The sequence below is a fragment of the Aeromonas sp. 5HA1 genome, assembly GCF_029237245.1.
GTDB classification, from domain to species: domain Bacteria; phylum Pseudomonadota; class Gammaproteobacteria; order Enterobacterales; family Aeromonadaceae; genus Aeromonas; species Aeromonas salmonicida.
Genome location: NZ_JAACFW010000017.1, coordinates 69117 through 91666, shown reverse-complemented (window position 1 = coordinate 91666; position 22550 = coordinate 69117). Strand labels below are relative to the sequence as shown.

Here is a 22550-nt window from a genome sequence, read left to right as displayed (position 1 = left end):
AGGTAACGCCCATGTTCAAGACCCTGCCTTTGCTCAAATCCCTGTTGTGCTCCCTGCCCCTGCTGGCAAGCGGCACACTCTTTGCCGATGACACTGCCGACGAGGGATCCCGTTGGCAGCAGACCCTTGATCAGGCGAAGGGCCAGACCGTCTACTTCAACGCCTGGGGCGGCAGCCCGGAGATCAACACCTATCTGGTGTGGGCGGGGCAGGAGCTTGAGCGTCAGTATCAGGTCAAGCTGGTGCAGGTGAAAGTGGATGACATAGCCCAGAGCGTCAGCCAGCTGCTGGCCAACAAACAGGCTGGCAAAACTACGGGCGGCCCCATCGATCTGCTCTGGGTCAACGGCGAGAATTTCAAGGCGCTCAAGGAGCAGGGGCTGTTGGGTACCCCCTTCAGCCATGAGCTGCCCAACCTGGCCCTGGTGGACAAGAGCCTGCCGGTGAATGAGGACTTCACGGTACCGGTAGAGGGACTGGAAGCGCCTTGGGGCATAGGCCAGCTCAACCTGATGGTGAACAGGGACGAGGTGAGCAATCCCCCCCGCTCCGCAGAGGCGCTGCTCGCCTGGGCCAAGGCCCATCCCGGTCGTTTCAGCTATCCCAAGCCGCCCCAGTTTCATGGCTCCAGCTTTCTCAAACAGATATTGCTGGAGCTGACCCCGGCTCCTGACCCACTCTATCGGGAGGCAACCGATGCCGATTTTGCCAGACTCACAGCGCCGCTCTGGGTCTGGCTCGATGAACTGCACCCGGTGCTCTGGCGCAAGGGCAAGCTGTTCCCCACCGGCGCCGCCGAGACTCGCCAGTTGCTGGATGACGGTGAGCTGGCCATGGCCATCAGCTTCAACCCGCAAGAAGCGCAGAGTGCGGTGCAAAACGGCGCCCTGCCCCCCAGCGTGGTGGCCGTGGCCATGGAGAAAGGGGCGCTCACCAACAGCCATTTTCTCGCCATCCCGTTCAACGCCAACGCCCGCGCGGGTGCCAAGGTGGTAGCCAACTTTCTGCTGAGCCCAGCAGCCCAGGCCCGCAAGGCCGAGCCCGCCTTTTGGGGAGATCCCAGCGTGCTGCGCAGCGACGCCTTGCCAGCGACCACCAAACAGGTACCAGCCCTGCGCTTCAAGGCGGTGGCTGAGCCCCATCCCAGCTGGCAGACCAAGCTCGAAGCGGCCTGGGCCGAGCGTTACGGTCACTGATGACGGCAGGACTCGGCAACGCCATCCGCCGCACCCTCGGCTGGCGCCCCATGTTTACCCTCCTCTGCGCCCTCCTGCTGGCCGCCCCCCTGCTGGGAGGGCTGTGGCTGCTGGTGACACAGGGGACACTCAGCCCGCATATTCAGTGCCTGCTGGCCCAGCCCGGGCTCTGGCACTCGGCAGCCTTGAGCTTCTGGATTGCGGCTGCCTCCACCCTGGGCAGTCTGCTGTTGACCGCACTACTGCTGGCGTACAGCGTCAAGAACGGGGAAGAGAGCCGCAGCTTTCGGCTGCTGCGCCGTCTGCTCTCCCCCCTGCTGGCGCTGCCCCACGTCGCCTTTGCCATCGGTTTTGCTTTCCTGCTCGCCCCCTCCGGCTGGTTGTTGCGGCTCGTCTCTCCCTCCTTGACCGGTTTTGAGCTGCCCCCGGACTGGCAGACCATCAAAGACCCGGTCGGGCTCGGTCTTATCCTGGCGCTGATCCTCAAAGAGACCCCTTTCCTGCTGCTGATGGCACTGGCAGCGCAAGAACCCGCCAAGCTGGCCCGCCAGCAGTGGCTTGGCGCCAGCCTGGGTTTCAGTGCCCCGCAGATCTGGTGGCGCCTGTTGTTGCCTGCGCTCTGGCCCGCTCTGCGCCTGCCCCTCTATGCGGTGGCCGCGTACGGAGTGGCCGTGGTGGATCTCGCACTGCTGCTGGGACCCGATGCCCCTGCCCCGCTGGCCGTGCGGCTCTGGCTCTGGTATCAGGATCCAGACCTTGGCTGGCGCGGCGCCACCGCCAGCGGCGCCCTCTTGCTGCTCGCCATCAACCTGCTGCTGCTCGCCGGTTTGCGGCTGCTGGAGTGGGGCCACACGACTGTCGGCAAGCACGCCTGGCTCGATGGCCGGCGCGCCGAGCCAAATCCGCTGATAGCCAGATTGACCTGCATCACAACCTTTACCCTGATGGTCATCAATCTGGCGGTGCTGGCAGCCTTGGTGATCTGGTCGCTGACCCGGCGCTGGTCCTTTCCCGACCTGCTGCCTGGTCAGTGGAGCGGCCACCATTGGCATGCACTCCTGCCCGGCCTGATGCCCCTGCTTGTGACGAGTGCCCTGCTGGCACTGGCGAGCGGACTGCTGGCGCTGCTGATGGCGGTATTGAGTCTGGAGGCCCAGCAAGGCCGTCGGCCCTGGCCCCTCTGGCTCATCTGTTTGCCACTGCTGCTGCCCCAGGCCAGCCTGCTGTTTGGCATCCGGCTGGGGCTTGACTGGCTGGGGGGCGGGATTGGGTGGGACTGGGTGCTCTGGAGCCAGCTGCTGTTTGTCTTCCCCTATGTCTATCTCTGCCTGCAGGGGCCCTATCGCCAGTTCGACCCGCGCATCACTCAGGCCGCGCTCACCCTGGGGGCCAGCCCCTGGCACGTCTGGTGGCGGGTGAAAGGGCCCCTGCTGGCACGTCCGCTGCTCTTTGCCTTTGCGGTGGGGGCAGCGGTAAGTCTGGCCCAATACCTGCCAACCCTGCTGTTTGGCGCAGGCAGAGTGGTCACCATCACCACTGAGGCGGTGGCCATCGGCAGCGGCCTCAACCGGCGGCTGGCTGGCCTCTATGGCCTGCTGCAACTGCTGCTGCCCCTTGTCATCTATCTGCTGGCACTCTGGCTGCCAGCCCGGCTCAACCCTGCGCTAAAGGACGCCCGATGAACACGAGAAGCTGCCGATGCTAAACACAACCCCACTTCATCTCTACCTCGATGAGAACCTGCTGCTGTCGCTGCCTGCGCTACAGGTTGCCCCCGGTGAGGTGCTGACCCTGATGGGCCCCAGTGGTTGTGGCAAGAGCTCACTGCTGGCGGCACTGGCAGGAGTCTTGCCGCCCTGGGGGCCGATCAGGCTGGAAGGGGATATATGGCTGGGTCAACGGCTGCTCACCTCACTGCCTCCCCAGACCCGGCGTATCGGCATGCTGTTTCAGGATGACCTGCTGTTTGCCCATCTGACGGTGGCTGAAAACCTGATGTTCGGCATGCCTGCCACCCTCAAGGGCGCGGCGGCCAGACGGGCAAAGGCGCTGGACACGCTGGCAGAAGTAGCGCTGGTCGATCAGGCCGACAAGCTGCCGGGAGCACTCTCCGGCGGCCAGAGGGCGCGGGTCAGTCTGCTGCGGGCTTTGCTGGCAGAACCCAGGGCCCTGTTGCTGGACGAGCCCTTTTCCCGCCTCGACAAGCCGCTGCGCGCCGCCTTCAGAACCCTGGTGTTCGAGCGACTCACAGCCTTGGGCATCCCTGCCATTCTGGTTACCCATGACGAGGAAGATGCGCCGGGGGCTATCCTGACGCTCACCACTCCCTGTTTTACCAAAGAGGACACCGACCTTGTTTGACCGCCATCTGATCCCCCTTATTCGCAGTCCCCTCACCCGGCTGGCCAAACCCCTTTGCCGAGCCGGGATCAGCGCCAACCAGATAAGCCTGACCGGCTTTGCCATCGGCATGCTGGCACTGCCACTGCTGGCCCTGGAGCTCTATTCCTGGGCGCTGCTCGTCATCTTGTTCAACCGGCTGCTGGACGGGCTCGATGGCGCTGTGGCGCGAGAGACGAAGATCACCGACTGCGGCGGCTTTCTGGACATCACCCTCGATTTCATCTTCTACGCCGCCGTAGTGCTGGGGTTTGCCCTGAGTGCCCCCGCCAACGCCCTGCCCGCCGCCACCCTGCTGTTCGCCTTCATGGGCACGGGGTCGAGCTTTCTGGCCTTTGCCATCATGGCGGGCAAGCGGGGGATTGAAAATCCCGTCTATCACCACAAGTCCCTCTATTATCTCGGGGGCCTGACGGAGGGCAGCGAGACCATAACCCTGTTCGTGCTGATGTGCCTCTGGCCCGCCGGGTTTGCAACCCTGGCCTACGGCTTTGCCCTGCTCTGTCTTGTCACCACCCTGACCCGGCTCTGGAGCGGTTACCATACCCTTGGCGAGTAACGTTATTCGGGCTTAGGGCATAGGGGCGCGGAGCGCACCAACCTATCGGCAGGCCACGAGTTTGAGCCCTCATCCATGCACTGAGCACTTGCGCATGGATGACAATGTTTTACCATGTCGACACTCTTTTTCAGGCTCATGAGAACCTTATGCGTCGCCTTGTCTCCGTGCTCACTCTTTCCCTGTTTCCCCTGCTCTACGGTTGCAGCAGCACGCCTGCCCCCAAACCCGTGGCCAAGCCGTTCAAAAGTGCCTTCATCAATCAGACGCCACAAATACAACCTGCTTACAGTCAAGGGGTTAGCAAGGGAGACTTCGCCAATCGCAACAACGTGGACAGCTTCGTCCAACGCATGGTCGAGAAGCACGGTTTTGACAGCGTCGAGCTGCATCGACTGCTGGCACAGGCGGATCGCTATGACTGGATAATACGGCTGATGGATGCCCAGGCCCCCACCACCGCCAAGCCAATCGGACCGACCGGCGCCTGGAATCGCTACCGCGCCAAGTTCATCACGCCGGACAACGTGCAAAATGGCGTCAACTTCTGGCGTGAGTACGAGAGCGAGCTCAACCGTGCCGAACAGGAATATGGGGTGCCGCCCGAAATCATCGTCGGCATCATAGGCGTGGAGACCCGCTGGGGTCGGGTAATGGGCAAGACCCGCATTCTGGATGCGCTGGCGACCCTGGCCTTCGACTATCCGCGCCGCGCCGAATTCTTTACCGGCGAACTGGAGGCCTTCCTGGTGATGACCCGGGATGAGGGGATGGACCCCACCGAACCCAAGGGCTCCTACGCCGGCGCCATGGGGTATGGCCAGTTCATGCCATCGAGCTTCCAGCGCTACGCAGTGGACTTTGACGGCAATGGCCACACCAACTTGTGGGATCCGGTGGATGCAATCGGCAGCGTGGCCAACTACTTCAAGGCGCATGGCTGGGAGCAGGGTCAACCGGTAGCGGTGCGTGGTCAGGGCCAGCTGCCCGGCTATGAGCATGGCTTTCAGACCCGTTACCCGATCACCACCTTGCACCGCGCCGGTCTGAATCCTATCAGCAACCTTGGCAACCACAGCGAAGCAAGCCTGCTGCGCCTGGATGTCGGCACCGGCTATCAATACTGGTACGGCCTGCCGAACTTCTACACCATTACCCGCTACAACCACAGCACCCACTACGCCATGGCGGTGTGGCAGCTGGGGCTGGCGGTCAAGGCTGCCAGAGGCGGTTACTGAGTCAGGCTGCTTGCCAATAAAACGGGCCCAACGGGCCCGTTTTTATTACTCGTTTTCCAGCAACCAGCGTTTGAGCAAGGCAGCCAACTGAGCCTGTTCAGCCTCGGTCAGTGGCGCCAGCAAACGCCGCTCGTTCGCCACATGCCGCTCGACAGCCCGATCGACCAGTTCGTGCCCAGACGCCGTCAGGCAGACCAGCAGGCTGCGCCTGTCGCTCGGCGCCGCCTGTCGCTCGATCAGGCCACGCTCTGCCAGCTTGTCGAGCCGGGCCGTCATGGCCCCGGAGCTCAACATGGCAGCTTGATAGAGCGCGGTCGGCGTCAGCGGTTCACCGGCCCGGCGCAGGGTCGCCAGAATATCGAAGTCGCTGCCCAGCAGGCCGCACGTCTTGAGCTCTTCGCTCACCTCGCGGCCGGCGATCGCCGCCATCCGCGCCACCCGACCCAGCACCCCCATGGGAGAGCAGTCGAGATCCGGTCTTTGCCGGGCCCACTGGGCCAGCAGCATATCTACATGATCACTGTCCATCTTGGTCACTTATCTTTTTATCGAGATACTTGATAGTAAACCAATTTGAGACTAAGTTATCTTCACAAAAAGATACTTCATAAAGAGATAAGCCATGCCACTGCTGATTGCCTTGCTGGCCCCCCTGCTATGGGGCAGTACCTATGCCGTCGTCAGCCTCTACCTGACTGACTACTCCCCCTACTGGGTGGCCGTGTGGCGGGCGCTGCCGGCCGGGCTGCTCCTGTTGTTGCTGCATCCGCGTCTACCGCCCCTGCCCTGGGGCAAGCAGTTCCTGCTGGCGTTTTGCAACATAGCCGCCTTCTTTGCCCTGCTGTTTGTGGCCGCCTTCCGGCTACCGGGGACAGTGGCAGGCACGCTCGGGGCCACACTGCCGCTGGTTCTCATGCTGCTGGCCTGGTTGCAGGATGGCACGCGGCCAACCCTGAAGTGGTTGCTACTGGGGCTGATGGGGCTCACCGGTGTCTTGCTGCTGCTCAATCCCTCCACCAATCTGGATCCCATAGGTGTGACATGCGCCCTGCTGGCAACCCTGCTGATCGGTCAATCCAGCCGCTGGATGCAGCGCTGGCCGGTGAGCGATCTGCTGGCCCTCACCGCCTGGCAACTGCTGCTCGGTGGCCTGATGCTGATCCCGCTCGCCTGGTGGCTGGCCGGTCCCATGCCACTGCCCCAATCAGCTGCAGCACCCGGGCTTGTCTGGCTCATTTTGCTCAACACGGCGCTAGCCTACTGGGCCTGGCTGTGGGGGCTCAAGCGTCATGGCCCCGAGGTAATGGGCATGCTGGCCCTCACCAACCCCATGGTGGCGGTCTCCCTGGGCGTGCTGATGGTCGGTGAAACCCTGGATGGCCGGCAGTGGCTCGGCATAGGAGTGATCCTGCTCTCCCTGTTTCTGATGAAGTTGCCGGCGCGCTCCTTCTTCAAGCGCTGGCAAGCCCGCAGGGCGAATATCGCCGGGGCGGCGATCACCGATGACAAGGCCTGAGGCCGGGCAGGGAAACCCCTGAACCGAGAAAAAGAACCATAAAAAAGAGGAGCCGCCGTGGCTCCTCTTGCTATCTATCCGATGTTCAATTCAGCCCGCCAACGGCATGGGTCAGACGCCCGCCTTGGCCAGCGCAGCAGAGACAATCTGCTGGGCTTCTTGCTGGATAAGATCCAGGTGTGCCTCGCCCTTGAAGCTCTCCATGTAGATCTTGTAGATGGACTCGGTACCGGAGGGACGCGCCGCGAACCAGCCGTTCTCGGTCACCACCTTGAGGCCACCGATGGCGGCATCGTTGCCCGGTGCGCGGGTCAGCTTGGCAATGATGGGCTCACCGGCCAGAGTAGAGGCTTCGACCAGTGCCGGATCCAGCTTGGAGAGCACGGCTTTTTGCGCGCTGTTGGCAGGGGCATCGATACGGCGGTAGCTGGAGCGGCCGAATTTGGCTTCCAGTGCATCGTAATGCACCTGGGGATCCTTGCCGGTGACCGCCAGAATTTCGGCCGCCAGCAGCGCCAGAATGAAGCCATCCTTGTCGGTGGTCCAGACGGTGCCGTCTTTACGCAGGAAGGAGGCGCCTGCGCTCTCCTCGCCACCAAAACCAAACTCGCCGCTGTAGAGGCCATCCACGAACCACTTGAAGCCGACCGGCACCTCTTTCAGGGTACGGCCAATCTCGCCGGCAACCCGGTCGATCATCGAAGAGGAGACCAGCGTCTTGCCGACGGCAGCCGCTTTGGGCCAGCCGGTGCGATGGGTAAACAGATACTGGATCGCCACCGCCAGATAGTGGTTCGGGTTCATCAGACCCGCCTTGGTGACGATGCCGTGACGGTCGTAGTCAGGGTCGTTGCCAAGGGCGATGTCGAACTTGTCCTTGAGGGCAATCAGGCCCGCCATGGCAAACGGACTGGAGCAATCCATCCGGATCTTGCCGTCTTTATCCAGGGTCATGAAGGAGAAGGTTGGGTCGACACGATAGTTGACCACCTCGATGTTCAGACCATAGGTCATGGCGATGACGTCCCAGTAGGCGACGCCTGAGCCGCCCAGCGGATCCACACCTATCTTGATGCCCGCTTTCTTGATGGCTTCCAGATCCAGCACGTTTTTCAGGTCGTCCACATAGGGGGTGACATAGTCGTGCTCAACCACGAAGGGGCTCTTGAGGGCATCGGCGAATGGCATGCGTTTCACGCCGGCCAGACCGGCTTCCAGAATGGCGTTGGCCCTGTCTTCCACCCACTTGGTGATCTCACCTTCGGCGGGGCCACCGTGGGGTGGGTTGTACTTGAAGCCGCCATCTTCCGGCGGATTGTGGGACGGGGTGATCACCACACCGTCAGCGCGCGCAGCGGGTTTACAAGCGTTGTGGCGCAGGATGGCGTGAGAGATGACCGGCGTCGGCGTGAAGCCCATACCAGCCTGAATGCGAGTCTCGACGCCGTTGGCCGCCAGCACTTCCACCGCGCTGGCAAAGGCGGATTCAGACAGGGCGTGAGTATCCATACCGACAAACAGCGGGCCCGTGATGCCGGCCTGCTGGCGATACTCCACCAGCGCCTGGGTTACCGCCAGGATGTGAGATTCGGTAAAGGCATTGTGCAAGGCACTGCCACGGTGGCCGGAGGTGCCGAAGGCCACCCGCTGCTCGGGGCGGCTCATGTCAGGCTTGTTGAGGTAGTAGGCGCTGACCAGACGGGGAATGTTGGTCAGGTCACTTAAACGAGCCGGCTGACCGGCGTGGGAATGCTGAGCCATGGCGTTATCCTTGCTTGATGGCGGCCTTGCCGGGCAAGGCCTGAACTTGATGAACCGTTAAATCGCGCTGCTTACCTGGGCGATCAGCGCCTCGTCGTAGCCCATGCTGGCCATCATCTGGGCCACCATGTTCTGCTTGCGACTGGTATTGGTATTGCTGATCACCCAGAACGGGGTATCCGGCACAGGCTTGGGCTTGGTGGTGCTGCCGCTGGCACGCAGTGCCTCGGGATCCCGCGAGAAATAGACGCGCTTGCGCCCCTTGATTTCGGTGGCCTGGGTAAACCCGACCGGATTATCCCGATAGAGGGTACTGAGCACCTGCATGAAGCGGTTGATGGACTTCTCTTCTTTTTGCAGCTCGCCAGAGTCGAGCAGGGCCTGCAGTCCCATGGCATCGGTGGCGACGCTCGGCTGGGGAAGGTCCACAGGCTCGGCAACCGGCACTGTTATGTGCGTGGGCTGCTCCAGCAGACGGCGCAGGATATCGGAGGCACTCTCACCAATGTGCCGGGTCTGGCTGGCGATATAGAAGTAGAGATCGTCATCAAGCTCGATGGTTTTCATAGGGATGCGCTGGACTCGTCGAAATTCGGATGCGGCGATTATACATAGGCAAACCCGGCAGCCCAAGCCAAGGGCTGGCAGATGTGCATGAATCTCATCGAGAATACGGCATAATACGGGGCCAAGTGTGTGATCCTCCGCACTGATAGCGCATCCGGCGTCATTTTTTTGAAAAAAAACCACAAAAAAATGACCCTCAAGGAATGAAATCCTTTTCTTTCAGTGTGTTAAAAATAAGGCAAAAAAGCCCACGACCGACAAGGTGTTATTTTGCAACAAAACCCATTATTGAACTTCAAGGAACAGGGCCAGGGCCAAGCCGTTGTGCTGATCCACGGCCTGTTCGGCAGCCTGGACAACCTGGGGCTGCTGGCACGCGCCCTGAGCGAACACTATCGCGTCATCAGCGTGGATCTGCGCAACCACGGCGCCTCGTTCCACAGCAACGAGATGAGCTATCCCCAGCAGGCTGCCGACGTACTCGCCCTGCTCGATGCCCTGGCACTGGATCAGGTATCTCTGGTCGGTCACTCCATGGGCGGCAAGGTCGCCATGCAACTGGCCAAGCAGGCTCCCGCCCGGGTTGCCAGGCTGGTGGTGGCCGACATAGCCCCTGTCGCCTATCCCCACTCCCGCCATCAGAATGTGTTCGCCGGTCTCAACGCCACCCTGAACCAGCCAGTGCAGAACCGCAGCGAGGCAGAGGCCATTCTGGCCGAGCACATCGAGATCGCCGGCGTACGCCAGTTCCTGCTCAAATCCTTCGCCAAGGGAGAGTCCGGTTGGGGCTGGCGTTTCAACGTACCGGCCCTTGAGCACAATTACGCCAACATCATGGGCTGGCCCGACAACCAGCATCGATTCGAAGGACCGACACTCTTTATCAAGGGCGGCGATTCGGACTATATGCAGCCCCAATATACCGACACTGTGATGGCACAATTCCCGGCGGCAAAGGCGCGCATCATCGCCGGAACAGGTCACTGGCTGCACGCCGAAAAGCCGGTTTTGTTCAACAAATTGGTTGTGGATTTCCTGTCGACAGGCGGTTAACAGTTTCAAATCCTTTGTGATATAGTGCGCCCGTCATAAGGAGTGTGCGCAATCCATGCTAAGTGAACATATCGATCTGATTGAGAGTCTGGGCCTGAAGTTATTCTTGCTGGCCATTTTCATATTGATTGGCCTGGCCATTCACGACGTACTCAAACGCGGCAACGTGCCCCGTTTTGGTCGAGTGATCGTCTGGTTGGTACTCTGTCTGGGTTGCGCGGGTTTTGTCGCCAAGGGGCTGATCGAATTGGGCTGGGAAGGCTCAGGGATCGGCTAACTTATTTTCATCTGTGATGTATGGCCAAACAGCAAACTGATCGAACAACACTGGATCTGTTCGCAAATGAGAAGCGCCCCGGCAGGCCAAAGACCAATCCACTCCCCCGTGAGACCCAACTCAAGATCAACAAGCGCAACCAGCTTAAGCGCGATCGCGAGAACGGCCTGAAACGGGTCGAGTTAAAGGTGGAGGCCGAGTTGCTGGAGCGCCTGAACCAACTTGCGTTACAACAGAACGTCAGCCGAGCCGAGCTGATCCAATCTATCCTGAAGCAACAGATTGAGTCTGCTTTCGCAGCAGGCATCGCAATCTGACCGTTAAGCATTAACACCAGATACGGGTAACTAAACACTATGGCTAGTGTAGGTCTGTTTTTCGGCAGCGATACCGGTAATACCGAAGCTGTCGCCAAGATGATCCAGAAAGAACTGGGCAAACAACTGATTGAAGTCCGTGACATTGCCAAGAGCAGCAAGGCCGACATCGACAGCTTCGATCTGCTGATGTTCGGTATCCCGACTTGGTATTACGGCGAAGCCCAAGCCGATTGGGATGACTTCTTCCCCGAGCTGGAAGAGATCGACTTCACCAACAAGCTGGTTGCCATCTTCGGATGCGGCGATCAGGAAGACTATGCCGAGTACTTCCTCGACGCCATGGGCACACTGCGTGACATCGTCGAAGCCAAAGGCGCCATCATCATCGGCAACTGGCCAACCGCCGGTTACGAGTTTGAAGCCTCCAAGGCTGTGGTGGATGACAAGCACTTCGTTGGTCTGGGTATCGACGAAGATCGCCAGCCGGAACTGACCGCCGAGCGCGTCAAGGGCTGGTGCAAGCAGCTGCATGAAGAGATGTGCCTGGCCGAGCTGGAGTGATCCGGCAAGCCAGCTACCTCTGACAACAAGGGCCCCGCCGGGGCCCTTGTTGTTTTTGCGATCCGATCTTTTCAGCCACCTCTGTGCTCGGGTTTGGCACGCACATAGAGGGTGCGTTTGACCTGTGCCACCAGCTCGCCACTCTTGTCCTGCACCGTGACCTCGAACTCGGGGAAGTGCTTGTTGCCCCCCTCTGTCGCCGCCACTATGGACGCCAGCTTGCCGTCGGTCAGGTTGAACTCGGCCACCAGCTTGCCCTTACCCGGCTTGATGTAGTTGATGCTGCCCGCCTTGTCCCAGACGTAATAGCGGTTCTTGAAGTACCCCATCAGCATCAGCGGATAGATGGGATCCGTCATCGCAAACATGCTGCCGCCAAACTGGGTGCGGTTGGCGTTCTTGTTCCACCAGCGTGACTTCAACGTCACCCGGCAAAAACGGAAGTCATCACTCAGGGTTTCTATCTTGATGCCGGCGCCCCAGAAGGGAGGCCAGGCGTTGAGGGCGCGCCGCACCCAGGCCGCGTTGTCAAAAAGCCAATCCATGGATCTCATCCGACCAGACAATGAAGAAGGTTACATCTTATCAACATTCGTCCGCTGAGCAAGCCGGCGACAGGATTTGATCAATTCGGCCAGATGGCGGACTTTGCGCTAAAGCCCTTGAATTACTGGGTTTATTTTTAGGTTGGCTACGACCTATAATGACAGGCCAAGCGAGTTCGTGGTTGCCATTCCAGCGGCAGTCAATCAGAATAACCACACCTTCGAGAATGCGAATAAGTAGAATATGGCAGACAACAACCAAGCGTTAAAAAAGGCCGGGCTCAAGATCACCTTGCCCCGCGTCAAAATTCTGGAAATCCTGCAACAGCCGGATTGCCAGCACACCAGTGCGGAAGATCTGTACAAACGACTGATCGACCAGGGTGAAGAGATTGGTCTCGCTACCGTATATCGCGTTCTCAACCAGTTTGATGATGCCGGTATTGTTACCCGTCACCACTTCGAAGGTGGCAAGTCGGTATTCGAACTGGCCACCCAGGAACACCACGACCACCTGGTCTGCCTTGATTGTGGCAAGGTGATCGAGTTTTCCGATGAGGTGATCGAGCAGCGCCAGCGCGATATCGCCAAGCATCACAACATTCGCCTGACCAATCACAGCCTCTATCTGTACGGCCACTGCGCCAATGGCGACTGCAAGCACGAAGATTCATAGACGCTTGCACCGGTCAATAAAAAAGCCAGCATAACGCTGGCTTTTTTGCATCCGTAATCTGGGCAAGAGCGGCAGGGTCTCCCCTGCCCTCTGCTTGTCAGGCTTTGGCCATCAGGCCTCGGCCTTGCCCCAGACGTCCCGCAGGGCCACGGTGCGGTTGAACACCAGGTGCTCGGCGCTGGAGAGCTTGTTGTCGGCACAGAAGTAGCCTTCGCGCTCGAACTGGTAGGCAAACTCCGGCTTGGCGTCCTTGAGGGAAGCCTCGACGCGGGCACCCTCGATGATCACCAGCGAATCCGGATTGAGTGCCCCTTCGAAGTCATCCTCGGCACCCGGGTTCGGCATCTTGAACAGACGATCGTAGAGACGGATCTCGGCCGGCAGGGAGTGAGTGGCGCTGACCCAGTGGATCACCCCCTTCACCTTGCGACCATCCGCCGGATCCTTGCCCAGGGTCTCGGGATCGTAGGAGCAGTAGATGCAGGTCACCTTGCCATCCGCATCCTTCTCGACCCGCTCGGCCTTGATCACATAGGCGTTGCGCAGGCGCACTTCCTTGCCCAGCACCAGTCGCTTGAACTGCTTGTTCGCTTCTTCTTTGAAGTCCGCTTCGTCGATGAAGATCTCGCGGGTAAAGTTCAGTTCACGGGTACCCATCTCGGCGTTGTTCGGGTGCGCCGGTGCGGTCAACACCTCGTCGGCCGCCAGGTTCTCAATGACCACCCTCACCGGATGCAACACGGCCATGGCGCGCGGTGCGTTCTCGTTGAGATCGTCACGGATGCAGGCTTCCAGCATGCTCATCTCGACTATGTTGTCCTGCTTGGTCACGCCAATGCGTTTGCAGAACTCGCGGATGGAGGCAGAGGTGTAGCCACGACGACGCAGACCGGAAACGGTCAGCATGCGCGGATCATCCCAGCCATCCACGTGCTTCTCGGTCACCAGCAGGTTCAGCTTGCGCTTGGACATGACGGTGTATTCGAGGTTCAGACGAGAGAACTCGTACTGACGCGGGTGGCAGTCGATGGTGATGTTGTCCAGCACCCAGTCATACAGACGACGGTTGTCCTGGAACTCCAGGGTACAGATGGAGTGGGTGATCCCTTCCAGCGCATCCGAAATGCAGTGGGTGAAGTCATACATCGGATAGATGCACCACTTGTCACCTGTCTGGTGATGGTGGGCAAACTTGATGCGATAGATAACCGGATCGCGCATCACCATGAAGGGGGACGCCATGTCGATCTTGGCACGCAAGCAAGCGGTGCCTTCGGCAAACTCGCCGTTCTTCATCTTGGCAAACAGCGCCAGGTTCTCGGCCACTGGACGATCGCGGAACGGGCTGTTTTTGCCGGCCTCGGTCAGGGTGCCGCGGTACTCGCGCATCTGCTCCGCAGAAAGCTCGTCCACATAGGCCAGACCTTTTTCGATAAGCTCGATGGCGTAGCCGTGCAGCTTGTCGAAATAGTCGGAGGAGTAGCAGATCTCGCCGCTCCACTGGAAGCCAAGCCACTGCACGTCCTGCTTGATGGACTCCACGTACTCGATGTCTTCTTTCACCGGGTTGGTGTCATCGAAACGCAGGTTGCACTGGCCCTGATAGTCACGGGCGATGCCAAAGTTCAGACAGATTGACTTGGCGTGGCCGATATGGAGATAACCGTTCGGCTCGGGCGGAAAACGGGTATGCACGTGGTTGTGCTTACCGCTGGCCAGATCTTCATCAATGATCTGACGAATAAAGTTAGTTGGGCTGTTCGCCTGACTCATGGCTCACCTCAAAAATGCGTCACTGGCGGAAGTTGTGCCGGCTGGCACCCTCATCCCCCCGCCATCAAGCCGGTTATGATCCCTCATTACGCGCCTTGCCTCAACCTGAATTTGGCCAATCCGGCCCCTTGGCACGCCAAAACGAAGTGATCCAGCCGCCATCCTCTGCTCGCGGATAAAAAAGACCCCGCACTGGGCGGGGTTCAAGGTGATGAAAAACAAAAACAGACAATACACACACACAACAAAGGCTCACACGCACAGTCAACCTTTCCCAAACCCGATGCAGTGTCGGCCTTGGGAAAGGCGGGTCTTGCGACCCGCCTGGTGTTAGCGGTTGGCTGCTATCAGTTCAGCTCGGTGACGCGACTGGTGCGCTGGCCATCGAAACTGGTGGTACGCAGGTAGACCTTGCCGGTCACGCTCGGCTTGGCCGCGGCGTCATAGGCAGTCCAGGTGCTGCCGTCCAGGCTGTACTGGATGGGCAAGCCCGGCAGATCCACGTTCGCTTCAAGCTTGCCATTGATGACCTTGGCGCCCGGTACTGAGAGGCGGTATTCAACACCAGCCTGATCCAGCTTCGGCAGCACGCGCTGACCCAGCAGGTTGGCGAACTGGTTCCACTCTTTGTTGAGGGTGGCCTTGTTGACATGCTTGGTCTCACCGGAGAACTCACGGCCCTTCACATAGTTCAGCTCGAAGCCACCTTTGTGCCAGGCACGCTCGGCCACGGAGAAGATACGCGGGTAGACCATGTACTCGTACTGGGCATCGGTCCGCACGGTTTCACTCCACTGCTGACCGGAGATACCGCGGAACTTGACCGGATCCTGGTCACCCTTGGCCACGAAGGCGTTGCCGTCGCGGTCAACCGAGGTCTCGGCGTTCTGCGGCAGGTTTTCCGGAGCAAAGGCGAACACCTTGCGGGTGTCATTGAAACGGGTTGCCCAGTAGTAGCCACGCTCGGCCGGGTGTACCTCGTTCGGGAAGTCGAAGTAGAGGTAATCCGGGTTGGAGAGCACAACGTCATAACCCTTGTGCGCCCACTTCATCGCTTCGTTGAAGCCACCCCAGTAGAGGGTTTCCCAGAAGTTGACCACTGTCTTGTCGGTGGCGAAATCCTTGGCGCTATTGGCGTACTTGAGGCCATCTTCCCATGCCTGCAGGGTGGAGAAGCCACGCTCTTTCGCCAGCTCGCTCACTTCCTTGGCGAAGTAAACCGGCAGCTCGGCCACGTCCTTGATCTTGCCATCATCGATCATCTTCTGGCAGACAGGCGATTTGCCGAACGGCTTGTCCTGCTTGCTGGAGTCGACGTTGCCCTTCCAGGCGACCAGATCGGCTTTCTGGGTGATGGCCGGATCCTGATAGCCACCGCCCTGCATGATGTTCTTCGCCTCGTCACCACCGTAGTGCCAGGCGGTCAACGGCTGACCGGCGGCCTGGTGCATCTGGGCCACTTCATCCATCACCTTGCTCACGAAGGTCGCAGCACCCGGCTGGCAAGGGTTGATGAAGGACATTTTGTCGTAGAACTGCACCGAGGTAACGTTGGAGGTATCCGCCGGGTCAGTCAGACGGAACTGGTTGGCTTCGGCCTCTTTGCCCTCGTTCATCAGACGCTGGTAACGCGCTTCCATGGAGACCACGGCAGCACGGGCGTGCGCCGGCATGTTGATCTCGGGGATGACGGTAACACCACGCGCCTTGGCATAACGCACCAAATCGATGTAGTCGGACTTGCTGTAGAAACCGGAACCCTGGTTGTCGCTGGTCGGTCCGGAACCCAGCTGCGGCATCAGGCACTTGGTTTCAGACAGATCGTGGCAACGCTGGCTGCCTACGTCCGTCAGCTCCGGCAGACCCGGGATCTCCAGACGCCAGCCTTCATCGTTGGTCAGACCGAGGTGCAACTTGTTGAGCTTCATGGCTGACATCTGGTCAACCAGCTTCTTCATGGTTTCGAGGCTTCTGAAGTGACGGGCCACGTCGGTCTGCATGCCGCGGTATTCAAAACGCGGCGCATCCTCGACGCTCATCTGGCTCACCAGCTTGTCATTCACCCCCAGCAGGGAGAGCAGGGATTGCGCGCCCCAGAAGGCACCCTCGATGTCGTGACCCTGGATCACTGTGCCCTGCTTGCCGATAGTCAGGTCATAACCTTCAGCCTGCTTGAGCTTGCTGCCGAGCTTGATGGTCACTGGATAGCCGGTGTCGGAGAGGGTAACACCCAGCTTGGTCAGTTGAGCCTTCAGGGCTTCGGCGCGATCGCTTGGCAAGTCCAGCGCGTTGAGCTTGATGGTGGAGAAGTCCACTTGCGGACCCGATTTGATCACTTGCTTGAGCGGGGTCGGCAGTATCTGATCATCAATCTTGCTGGCTGGCAGCAGGCTGCTGGTCAGGTTGGCATCGAAACGGGTCTCGCTGTTCATCAGGATGTTGTTGTCATCCCTGGTACGCTTCCAGCCATCGGCCGGCATCGGCTTCTCGTAGGTGCTGGCGTCGTCGATGTTGCTCATGCTGGCAATCACCTTGGGCTCTGCGCCGTCGGCAGCCACATACCAGCCAGGCATGATGTCAGATTCGAACAATACCCAATATTCCACCACCAGCGGTACTTCGACCGTGGCATCCTTGGCAAAACCCTTAAACTGCTCGGTTGGCGTCAAACGATAGAGGTCGCCGGTCAGATGGGTGATGGTGAACTGGTCGTTGTCGACGCGCTGGATACGACGGATGGAGGAGACATAAATACCCCAATCCTTGGAGGTCACGTCAGCACCGGTATTGGTCAGGTGCAGCTTGGCAACGCCACAGCTCGCCCACTCGGAACCCAGCGCCTGGCAATCGAGGCCGGCACCGGCACCGTCGTTGGTGACGACTTCGTACTTGACCACCAAGTTGCTGGCGAGGGAGTCGACCACGGCTTGCTTGGCGGCATCGGCTGCCTGTACCTGGCTGACAAAAATAGTAGACATGGCAATGGCTAACAGAGAATGTTTCAAGTTCATAACTGCTGCTCTCATTTGAAGTAAAGGTTGGATTTTCTTGGCGTTTTTTATATTGGGCCCCGTGGCGGGGCCCTAGTTATGTCAACAATGGACTTAGACTTGAGGCGAGCTTGGCGCCCGATTAACGCAGGGCCTTCATCTCACCGGCAATGATCTCGGCCAAGGGGCCCAGAATCACCTGCAGGTTCTGTTCACCGAGCTTGACCACACCGGCCGCTCCCAGAGCTTTCAGCTTGCGCTCATCCACTATGCTGCGGTCTTTCAGGGTCAGACGCAGACGGGTGATGCAGGCATCGATGGTAACCAGGTTGTCTTGGCCACCCAGCACTTCCAGATACTGGCGAGCCAGTTCGGTGCGGTCAGTGGTCTGAGCCTGTGCCGGTACGGCTTCATCATCTTCACGACCCGGAGTTTTCAGGTTGAACTTGACGATGACGGCACGGAATACCAGGTAGTAGAGACCGAAGAACACCAGACCCTGTACCAGCAACATGTACCACTGGGTCGCCAGCGGGTTGCGGCTGGAGAGCACCATATCCACCAGACCAGCACTAAAACCGAAACCAGCCATCCACTGCATGCTGGCGGCGATGAACACAGAGATACCGGTCAGCAGGGCATGGATGACATAGAGTACCGGTGCCACGAACATGAAGGAGAACTCGAGCGGCTCGGTCACACCGGTGAAGAAAGAAGCGAAGGCGGCGGCGATCATGATGGATGCAACCTTGTCCTTGTTCTCTTTCTTGGCAGAGTGATAGATGGCCAAGGCTGCGCCCGGCAGACCGAACATCATGATGGGGAAGAAGCCAGCCTGATACATACCGACAACGCCTTTCACCTGATCCAGGCTCTTACCGGCAGCCAGTGCGGCATCAATGGTACCCTGACCACCCAGGAAGTTCGGGATGTCGTTGATACCGGCCACGTTGAACCAGAACACTGAGTTCAGGGCGTGGTGCAGACCAATTGGGATCAGCAGACGGTTGAAGAAGGCGTAGATGCCGGCACCGGTAGAGCCCAGGCTGACGATGGATTCACCAAAGCCCACCAGACCACCGTAAATGACAGGCCAAACGGCCATCAGGATGAAGGAGACGATGATCATCACCACTGAGGTCACGATCGGCACCAGACGACGGCCGGAGAAGAAAGCCAGCGCCTTGTGCAGTTCGACACTGCTGAAACGGTTATAGAGCTCGGCGGCAATCACACCGGTCAAGATGCCGATAAACTGGTTGTTGATCTTGCCAAAAGCCGCGGGTACATCTTCAATCGCGATACTCTTGATCTGGGCAACGGCACCCGGGCTCAACAGTGTGGTCACGACCAGGAAACCGACCAGACCGGCCAGTGCGGCAGAGCCGTCTTTGTCCTTGGACATGCCGTAGGCAACACCGACAGCAAACAGCACTGACATGTTGTCAATGATGGCAGCACCGGCCTTGATCAGGAAGGCAGCCAGCGCGCTGTCACCACCCCAACCGTTAGGGTCAATCCAGTAGCCAACCCCCATCAGGATCGCGGCGGCAGGCAATACCGCTACCGGCACCATCAGGGCACGGCCGATCTTTTGCAAATAACCGAGAATGTTCACGGTTCCTCTCCTTAGTTAATGTTTTTCTAGAAATTAAGTGCTTATCACGTTTGACGCATAAGCCATCAAGGCTTGATTGGCAGTCTAGGGCTTTTATTTCGCTGCGCAAATTAATAAACCTGTAATCGTGATCATTATCACCCAAACGAGATAAAGGTAGCGGATACATGTGGCTTAGTTCGCAATCTTTATTTACGCTATAAAACAACTTGAATCCGTCTTAGCCTATTTGCCGCCGACACCCCGGCAGCAACCCGTACAGAGGTATCTACAATGCGCCTGATCCCGTTGAAATCTGCCAGCCAAGTGGGTCTGTGGTCTGCCCGTTACATCGTTGACCGTATCAATGGGTTCAAACCCACGGCCGATCGCCCCTTCGTACTGGGCCTGCCCACCGGCGGCACCCCGCTCAACACCTACAAGCGCCTGATCGAGCTGCATAAAGCCGGCGAAGTGAGCTTCGAGCACGTGGTCACCTTCAACATGGACGAATATGTCGGCCTGCCGGAAGATCACCCCGAGAGCTACCACAGCTTCATGCACAACAACTTCTTCTGTCACATCGACATCCGCCCGGAAAACATCAACATCCTCAACGGCAACGCCGAGGATCTGGTGGCCGAATGCAAGCGCTATGAGGACAAGATCAAGTCCTATGGCAAGATCAACCTCTTCATGGGTGGCGTCGGCAATGACGGTCACATCGCCTTCAACGAACCGGCCTCCTCCCTCTCCTCTCGCACCCGGGTCAAGACCCTGACCGAGGACACCCGTATCGCCAACTCCCGCTTCTTCGGCGGTGACATGGAGCAGGTGCCCAAGCTGGCGCTGACAGTGGGTGTCGGCACCCTGATGGACGCCGAAGAGATCATGATCCTGGTCACTGGCCACGGCAAGGCCCAGGCCCTGCAAGCAGCAGTGGAAGGCAGCGTCAACCACATGTGGACCATCTCCACCCTGCAACTGCATCCGAAGGGAATGATGGTGTGCGACGAGCCCTCCACCATGGAGCTCAAGGTCAAGACGGTGCGTTACTTCCAGCAGCTCGAAGCCGCCAACATCGGCCGTCTGTAAGGAGCCACCATGTACGCATTGACCAATTGCACCCTCTACACCGGCAGCTGTGTGCTGACCGGTTACGGGGTCGTGATCGAGGGCAACAAGATTGCCGCCATCCAGCATCAGGCCGAGCTGCCTGCCGGTATAGAGCGACATGATCTGCATGGCGCCAACCTCTGCGCCGGCTTTATCGACGTGCAGCTCAACGGCTGTGGCGGCGTCATGTTCAACACCGACATCTCCACAGAGACACTGGCGATCATGCAGGCCGCCAACCTCAAATCCGGTACCACCAGCTTCCTGCCGACCCTGATCACCAGCCCGGATGCGGACATGAAGCGGGCCGTCGCCGTGACCCGCGACTACATGGCCGCGCACCCGAATGAAGTACTGGGCGTGCATCTGGAAGGCCCCTACACCAACCTCAAGCGCAAAGGCATACACCCGGCCGCCCAGATCCGCCAGCCCGCCGACGAGATGATCGACTTCTTCTGCGCCAACAGCAATGCCATCGCCAAGATCACCCTGGCACCGGAGCGCAACAAGCCCGAGCACATTCGTCAGCTGGTGGAGGCAGGAATACTGGTCTCCGCCGGCCATACCGCCGCCAACTACGATCAGGCCATGGCCGGCTTTGATGATGGCATCCGTTTTGCTACCCACCTCTACAACGCCATGACCCCGACCGTGAACGGCCGCGAGCCGGGTGTGGTGGGTGCCATCTATGATCGCAAGGATGTCTATGCCGGCGTCATCGTCGATGGACACCATGTGCACTGGGCCAACGTACGACTGGCCCACAAGATGCTGGGGGAGAGACTGGTGCTGGTCACCGACGCGACCGCCCCCGCCGGTGCGCCGGAAGGCTTTGAGAAGTTTGATTTTTGTGGCGCAACCGTCTATTTCCGCGATGGTCAGTGCGTCGATGAGAATGGTACACTCGGCGGCTCTGCCCTCACCATGATTGAGGGGGTGGAGAATCTGGTCAAACAGGTCGGATTACCGCTTGATGAAGCACTGAGAATGGCCACTCTTTATCCCGCTCGCGCCATTGGATGGGACTCACGTCTCGGTAGTATCCAGGTCGGAAAAATAGCCAACCTGACTGTCTTTGATCAGACCTTCACGGTCTGCGGGACCGTGGTTAACGGACACTACACAACACAGTGACACTATGACTGGCGGACAAATAGCAAACGTAGATCTTATCAAGCAGGTCAACAGTGCGGCCGTATATCGGCTCATCGACCTGCAAGGCCCCATCTCGCGGGTCAAAATTGCCGAGTTGAGTCAGCTGGCCCCGGCCAGCGTGACCAAAATAACCCGGCAACTGATCGAGCATGGCCTGATCAAGGAGACCTCACCGCAAGCCTCTACCGGCGGGCGGCGCGCCATCTCCCTGACCACCATCAAGCATCGCTTTCAGTTTGTGTCCGCCAAGCTCGGCCGCGGCTATCTGCAGTTGAGCCTGTACGATCTCGATGGCAAGGAGCTCGATCAGCACGTCACCCAGGTGACCGAGATCGATCAACAGCCTGTGGTCGACATGCTGCTGCGGGAAATTGGTGCCTTCATGGACTCCCAGCAGGAGCGCAACCGCAACCTGATCAGCATAGCGCTGACCATGCCGGGCCTGGTCAATCCGGAATCGGGTATGGTCATCTATACCCCCAAGTACCAGATCCGCAATCTGGCCCTGGCCAAGCTGCTGGAAAACCACTTCAACCTCCCCTGCTACGTGGGCAACGACACCCGCTCGCTGGCATTGGCCGAACACTTCTTCGGCGAGTCCCGCGACTGCATGGACTCCATTCTGGTGAGTGTGCACCAGGGTGCCGGCTCCGGCATCATCACCAAGGGCAAGGTGTTCCTCGGTCAGAACCGCAACGTCGGCGAAATCGGCCACATCCAGGTCGAACCGCTGGGCAAGCGCTGCCACTGCGGCAACTTTGGCTGCCTGGAGACCATCGCCTCCAACGAGGCCATTGTCGACAAGGTAAAAGAGCTGATCAGTCGCGGCCACCTGAGCTCGCTGCAGGAGAAGCACATCACCATACAGGAGGTGTGCAAGGCGGCTATGGCCGGGGATGAGCTGGCACGCAGCGTGATCGAGAACGTGGGTGAGCACCTGGGACGGGCGGTGGCCATCACGGTCAACCTGTTCAACCCGCAGAAGGTGCTGATCGCAGGCGAAATCACCGCCGCCGAAGAGATCCTCTTCCCGGCCATTCGCCGTTGTGTCGAACACCAGTCACTGCCGAGCTTCCACCGTGGCCTGCCCATCGTGAAGGCCCGCTTCCAGAACCAGCCCACCATAGGCGGCTTCGCCCTGGTGAAACGGGCCCTGCTGGAGGGTGATCTGTTGCAGATCATCATGGAGCAGAAGTAAAGCACTGGCCTTGCGAAACAAAAACGGCAGCCACTGGCTGCCGTTTTTTATT

21 protein-coding genes are annotated in these 22550 nt (G+C 59.4%); 14 read left to right on the top strand and 7 right to left on the bottom strand.

What is annotated here, in order from left to right; translation table 11 throughout:
- The first annotated feature begins 11 nt into the window (after window positions 1–11).
- The 5 genes from GWQ27_RS15670 (at window position 12) to mltB (ending at window position 5393) form a co-directional block, all read left to right on the top strand.
- Window positions 12–1196 carry an ABC transporter substrate-binding protein gene (locus tag GWQ27_RS15670; RefSeq protein ID WP_271771363.1) on the top strand — a complete coding sequence of 395 codons (1185 nt, stop codon included), beginning with the start codon at window positions 12–14 and terminating at the stop codon, window positions 1194–1196.
- Window positions 1196–2878, top strand: a complete 1683-nt coding sequence (locus GWQ27_RS15665; RefSeq protein ID WP_275907736.1) for an ABC transporter permease — start codon at window positions 1196–1198, stop codon at window positions 2876–2878. Before GWQ27_RS15670 ends, GWQ27_RS15665 begins: the two co-directional genes overlap by 1 nt.
- A 16-nt stretch (window positions 2879–2894) precedes the next feature.
- Window positions 2895–3557 carry an ATP-binding cassette domain-containing protein gene (locus tag GWQ27_RS15660; RefSeq protein WP_275907735.1) on the top strand — a complete coding sequence of 221 codons (663 nt, stop codon included), beginning with the start codon at window positions 2895–2897 and terminating at the stop codon, window positions 3555–3557.
- Entirely contained in the window at window positions 3550–4155 is a 606-nt protein-coding gene (locus tag GWQ27_RS15655) for a CDP-alcohol phosphatidyltransferase family protein (RefSeq protein ID WP_005309725.1), read from the top strand. The genes GWQ27_RS15660 and GWQ27_RS15655 overlap by 8 nt, the downstream gene beginning before the upstream one ends.
- Before the next feature lie 149 nt (window positions 4156–4304).
- The gene (gene mltB / locus GWQ27_RS15650; protein WP_169046437.1) at window positions 4305–5393 is read left to right on the top strand and encodes a lytic murein transglycosylase B; all 1089 of its coding nucleotides are present in this window, start codon (window positions 4305–4307) and stop codon (window positions 5391–5393) included.
- Between the two features lie 45 nt (window positions 5394–5438).
- Here mltB and GWQ27_RS15645 read toward each other — a convergent pair whose 3' ends face one another.
- Window positions 5439–5921 (bottom strand): MarR family transcriptional regulator, encoded by a 483-nt coding sequence (locus GWQ27_RS15645; RefSeq protein WP_219598664.1) that lies wholly within the window; start codon window positions 5919–5921, stop codon window positions 5439–5441.
- A 94-nt stretch (window positions 5922–6015) separates the two neighbouring features.
- Here GWQ27_RS15645 and GWQ27_RS15640 point away from each other — a divergent pair, with 94 nt between their 5' ends.
- Complete coding sequence (locus GWQ27_RS15640) at window positions 6016–6909, top strand: EamA family transporter (RefSeq protein WP_275907734.1); 894 nt, start codon at window positions 6016–6018, stop codon at window positions 6907–6909.
- Between the two features lie 111 nt (window positions 6910–7020).
- Here GWQ27_RS15640 and pgm read toward each other — a convergent pair whose 3' ends face one another.
- Window positions 7021–8670 (bottom strand): phosphoglucomutase (alpha-D-glucose-1,6-bisphosphate-dependent), encoded by a 1650-nt coding sequence (gene pgm / locus GWQ27_RS15635; RefSeq protein ID WP_275907733.1) that lies wholly within the window; start codon window positions 8668–8670, stop codon window positions 7021–7023.
- A 57-nt stretch (window positions 8671–8727) separates the two neighbouring features.
- On the bottom strand, window positions 8728–9237 hold the full coding sequence (gene seqA, locus GWQ27_RS15630) for a replication initiation negative regulator SeqA (protein ID WP_021137907.1): 510 nt from the start codon (window positions 9235–9237) through the stop codon (window positions 8728–8730).
- A gap of 288 nt (window positions 9238–9525) precedes the next feature.
- Between seqA and GWQ27_RS15625 the strand changes: the two genes are divergently transcribed.
- Genes GWQ27_RS15625 through fldA form a run of 4 tightly spaced genes read left to right on the top strand, consistent with a single transcriptional unit; the run spans window position 9526 to window position 11448 of the window.
- Window positions 9526–10290 (top strand): alpha/beta fold hydrolase, encoded by a 765-nt coding sequence (locus GWQ27_RS15625; protein ID WP_275907743.1) that lies wholly within the window; start codon window positions 9526–9528, stop codon window positions 10288–10290.
- 55 nt (window positions 10291–10345) lie between these two features.
- Window positions 10346–10567: a DUF2788 domain-containing protein gene (locus tag GWQ27_RS15620; RefSeq protein ID WP_005309702.1), complete on the top strand. Its 222-nt coding sequence runs from the start codon at window positions 10346–10348 to the stop codon at window positions 10565–10567.
- A gap of 20 nt (window positions 10568–10587) precedes the next feature.
- The gene (gene ybfE / locus GWQ27_RS15615) at window positions 10588–10884 is read left to right on the top strand and encodes a LexA regulated protein (RefSeq protein ID WP_005309699.1); all 297 of its coding nucleotides are present in this window, start codon (window positions 10588–10590) and stop codon (window positions 10882–10884) included.
- A 39-nt stretch (window positions 10885–10923) separates the two neighbouring features.
- A complete protein-coding gene (gene fldA, locus GWQ27_RS15610) occupies window positions 10924–11448 on the top strand; it encodes a flavodoxin FldA (RefSeq protein ID WP_017412672.1) in 525 nt (174 codons plus the stop codon).
- A gap of 71 nt (window positions 11449–11519) precedes the next feature.
- Here fldA and GWQ27_RS15605 read toward each other — a convergent pair whose 3' ends face one another.
- Window positions 11520–11993 carry a DUF4442 domain-containing protein gene (locus GWQ27_RS15605; protein ID WP_005309695.1) on the bottom strand — a complete coding sequence of 158 codons (474 nt, stop codon included), beginning with the start codon at window positions 11991–11993 and terminating at the stop codon, window positions 11520–11522.
- Window positions 11994–12237: 244 nt separating this feature from the next.
- On the opposite strand from GWQ27_RS15605, the gene fur reads away from it, so the two are divergent.
- Window positions 12238–12669 (top strand): ferric iron uptake transcriptional regulator, encoded by a 432-nt coding sequence (gene fur / locus GWQ27_RS15600; protein WP_021137910.1) that lies wholly within the window; start codon window positions 12238–12240, stop codon window positions 12667–12669.
- Window positions 12670–12780: 111 nt separating this feature from the next.
- On the opposite strand, the gene glnS is transcribed toward fur, so the two are convergent.
- The 3 genes from glnS to nagE form a co-directional block, all read right to left on the bottom strand.
- The gene (gene glnS / locus GWQ27_RS15595; protein WP_275907732.1) at window positions 12781–14442 is read right to left on the bottom strand and encodes a glutamine--tRNA ligase; all 1662 of its coding nucleotides are present in this window, start codon (window positions 14440–14442) and stop codon (window positions 12781–12783) included.
- Between the two features lie 347 nt (window positions 14443–14789).
- Window positions 14790–17453 (bottom strand): beta-N-acetylhexosaminidase, encoded by a 2664-nt coding sequence (locus GWQ27_RS15590; protein WP_275907731.1) that lies wholly within the window; start codon window positions 17451–17453, stop codon window positions 14790–14792.
- A 121-nt stretch (window positions 17454–17574) separates the two neighbouring features.
- On the bottom strand, window positions 17575–19050 hold the full coding sequence (nagE, locus tag GWQ27_RS15585) for an N-acetylglucosamine-specific PTS transporter subunit IIBC (protein ID WP_058395030.1): 1476 nt from the start codon (window positions 19048–19050) through the stop codon (window positions 17575–17577).
- A 273-nt stretch (window positions 19051–19323) separates the two neighbouring features.
- On the opposite strand from nagE, the gene nagB reads away from it, so the two are divergent.
- Genes nagB through GWQ27_RS15570 form a run of 3 tightly spaced genes read left to right on the top strand, consistent with a single transcriptional unit; the run spans window position 19324 to window position 22498 of the window.
- A complete protein-coding gene (gene nagB / locus GWQ27_RS15580; RefSeq protein ID WP_021137914.1) occupies window positions 19324–20124 on the top strand; it encodes a glucosamine-6-phosphate deaminase in 801 nt (266 codons plus the stop codon).
- A 9-nt stretch (window positions 20125–20133) separates the two neighbouring features.
- A complete protein-coding gene (nagA, locus tag GWQ27_RS15575) occupies window positions 20134–21279 on the top strand; it encodes an N-acetylglucosamine-6-phosphate deacetylase (protein WP_275907730.1) in 1146 nt (381 codons plus the stop codon).
- A 4-nt stretch (window positions 21280–21283) separates the two neighbouring features.
- On the top strand, window positions 21284–22498 hold the full coding sequence (locus tag GWQ27_RS15570; protein ID WP_005309674.1) for an ROK family protein: 1215 nt from the start codon (window positions 21284–21286) through the stop codon (window positions 22496–22498).
- Window positions 22499–22550: the final 52 nt, after the last annotated feature.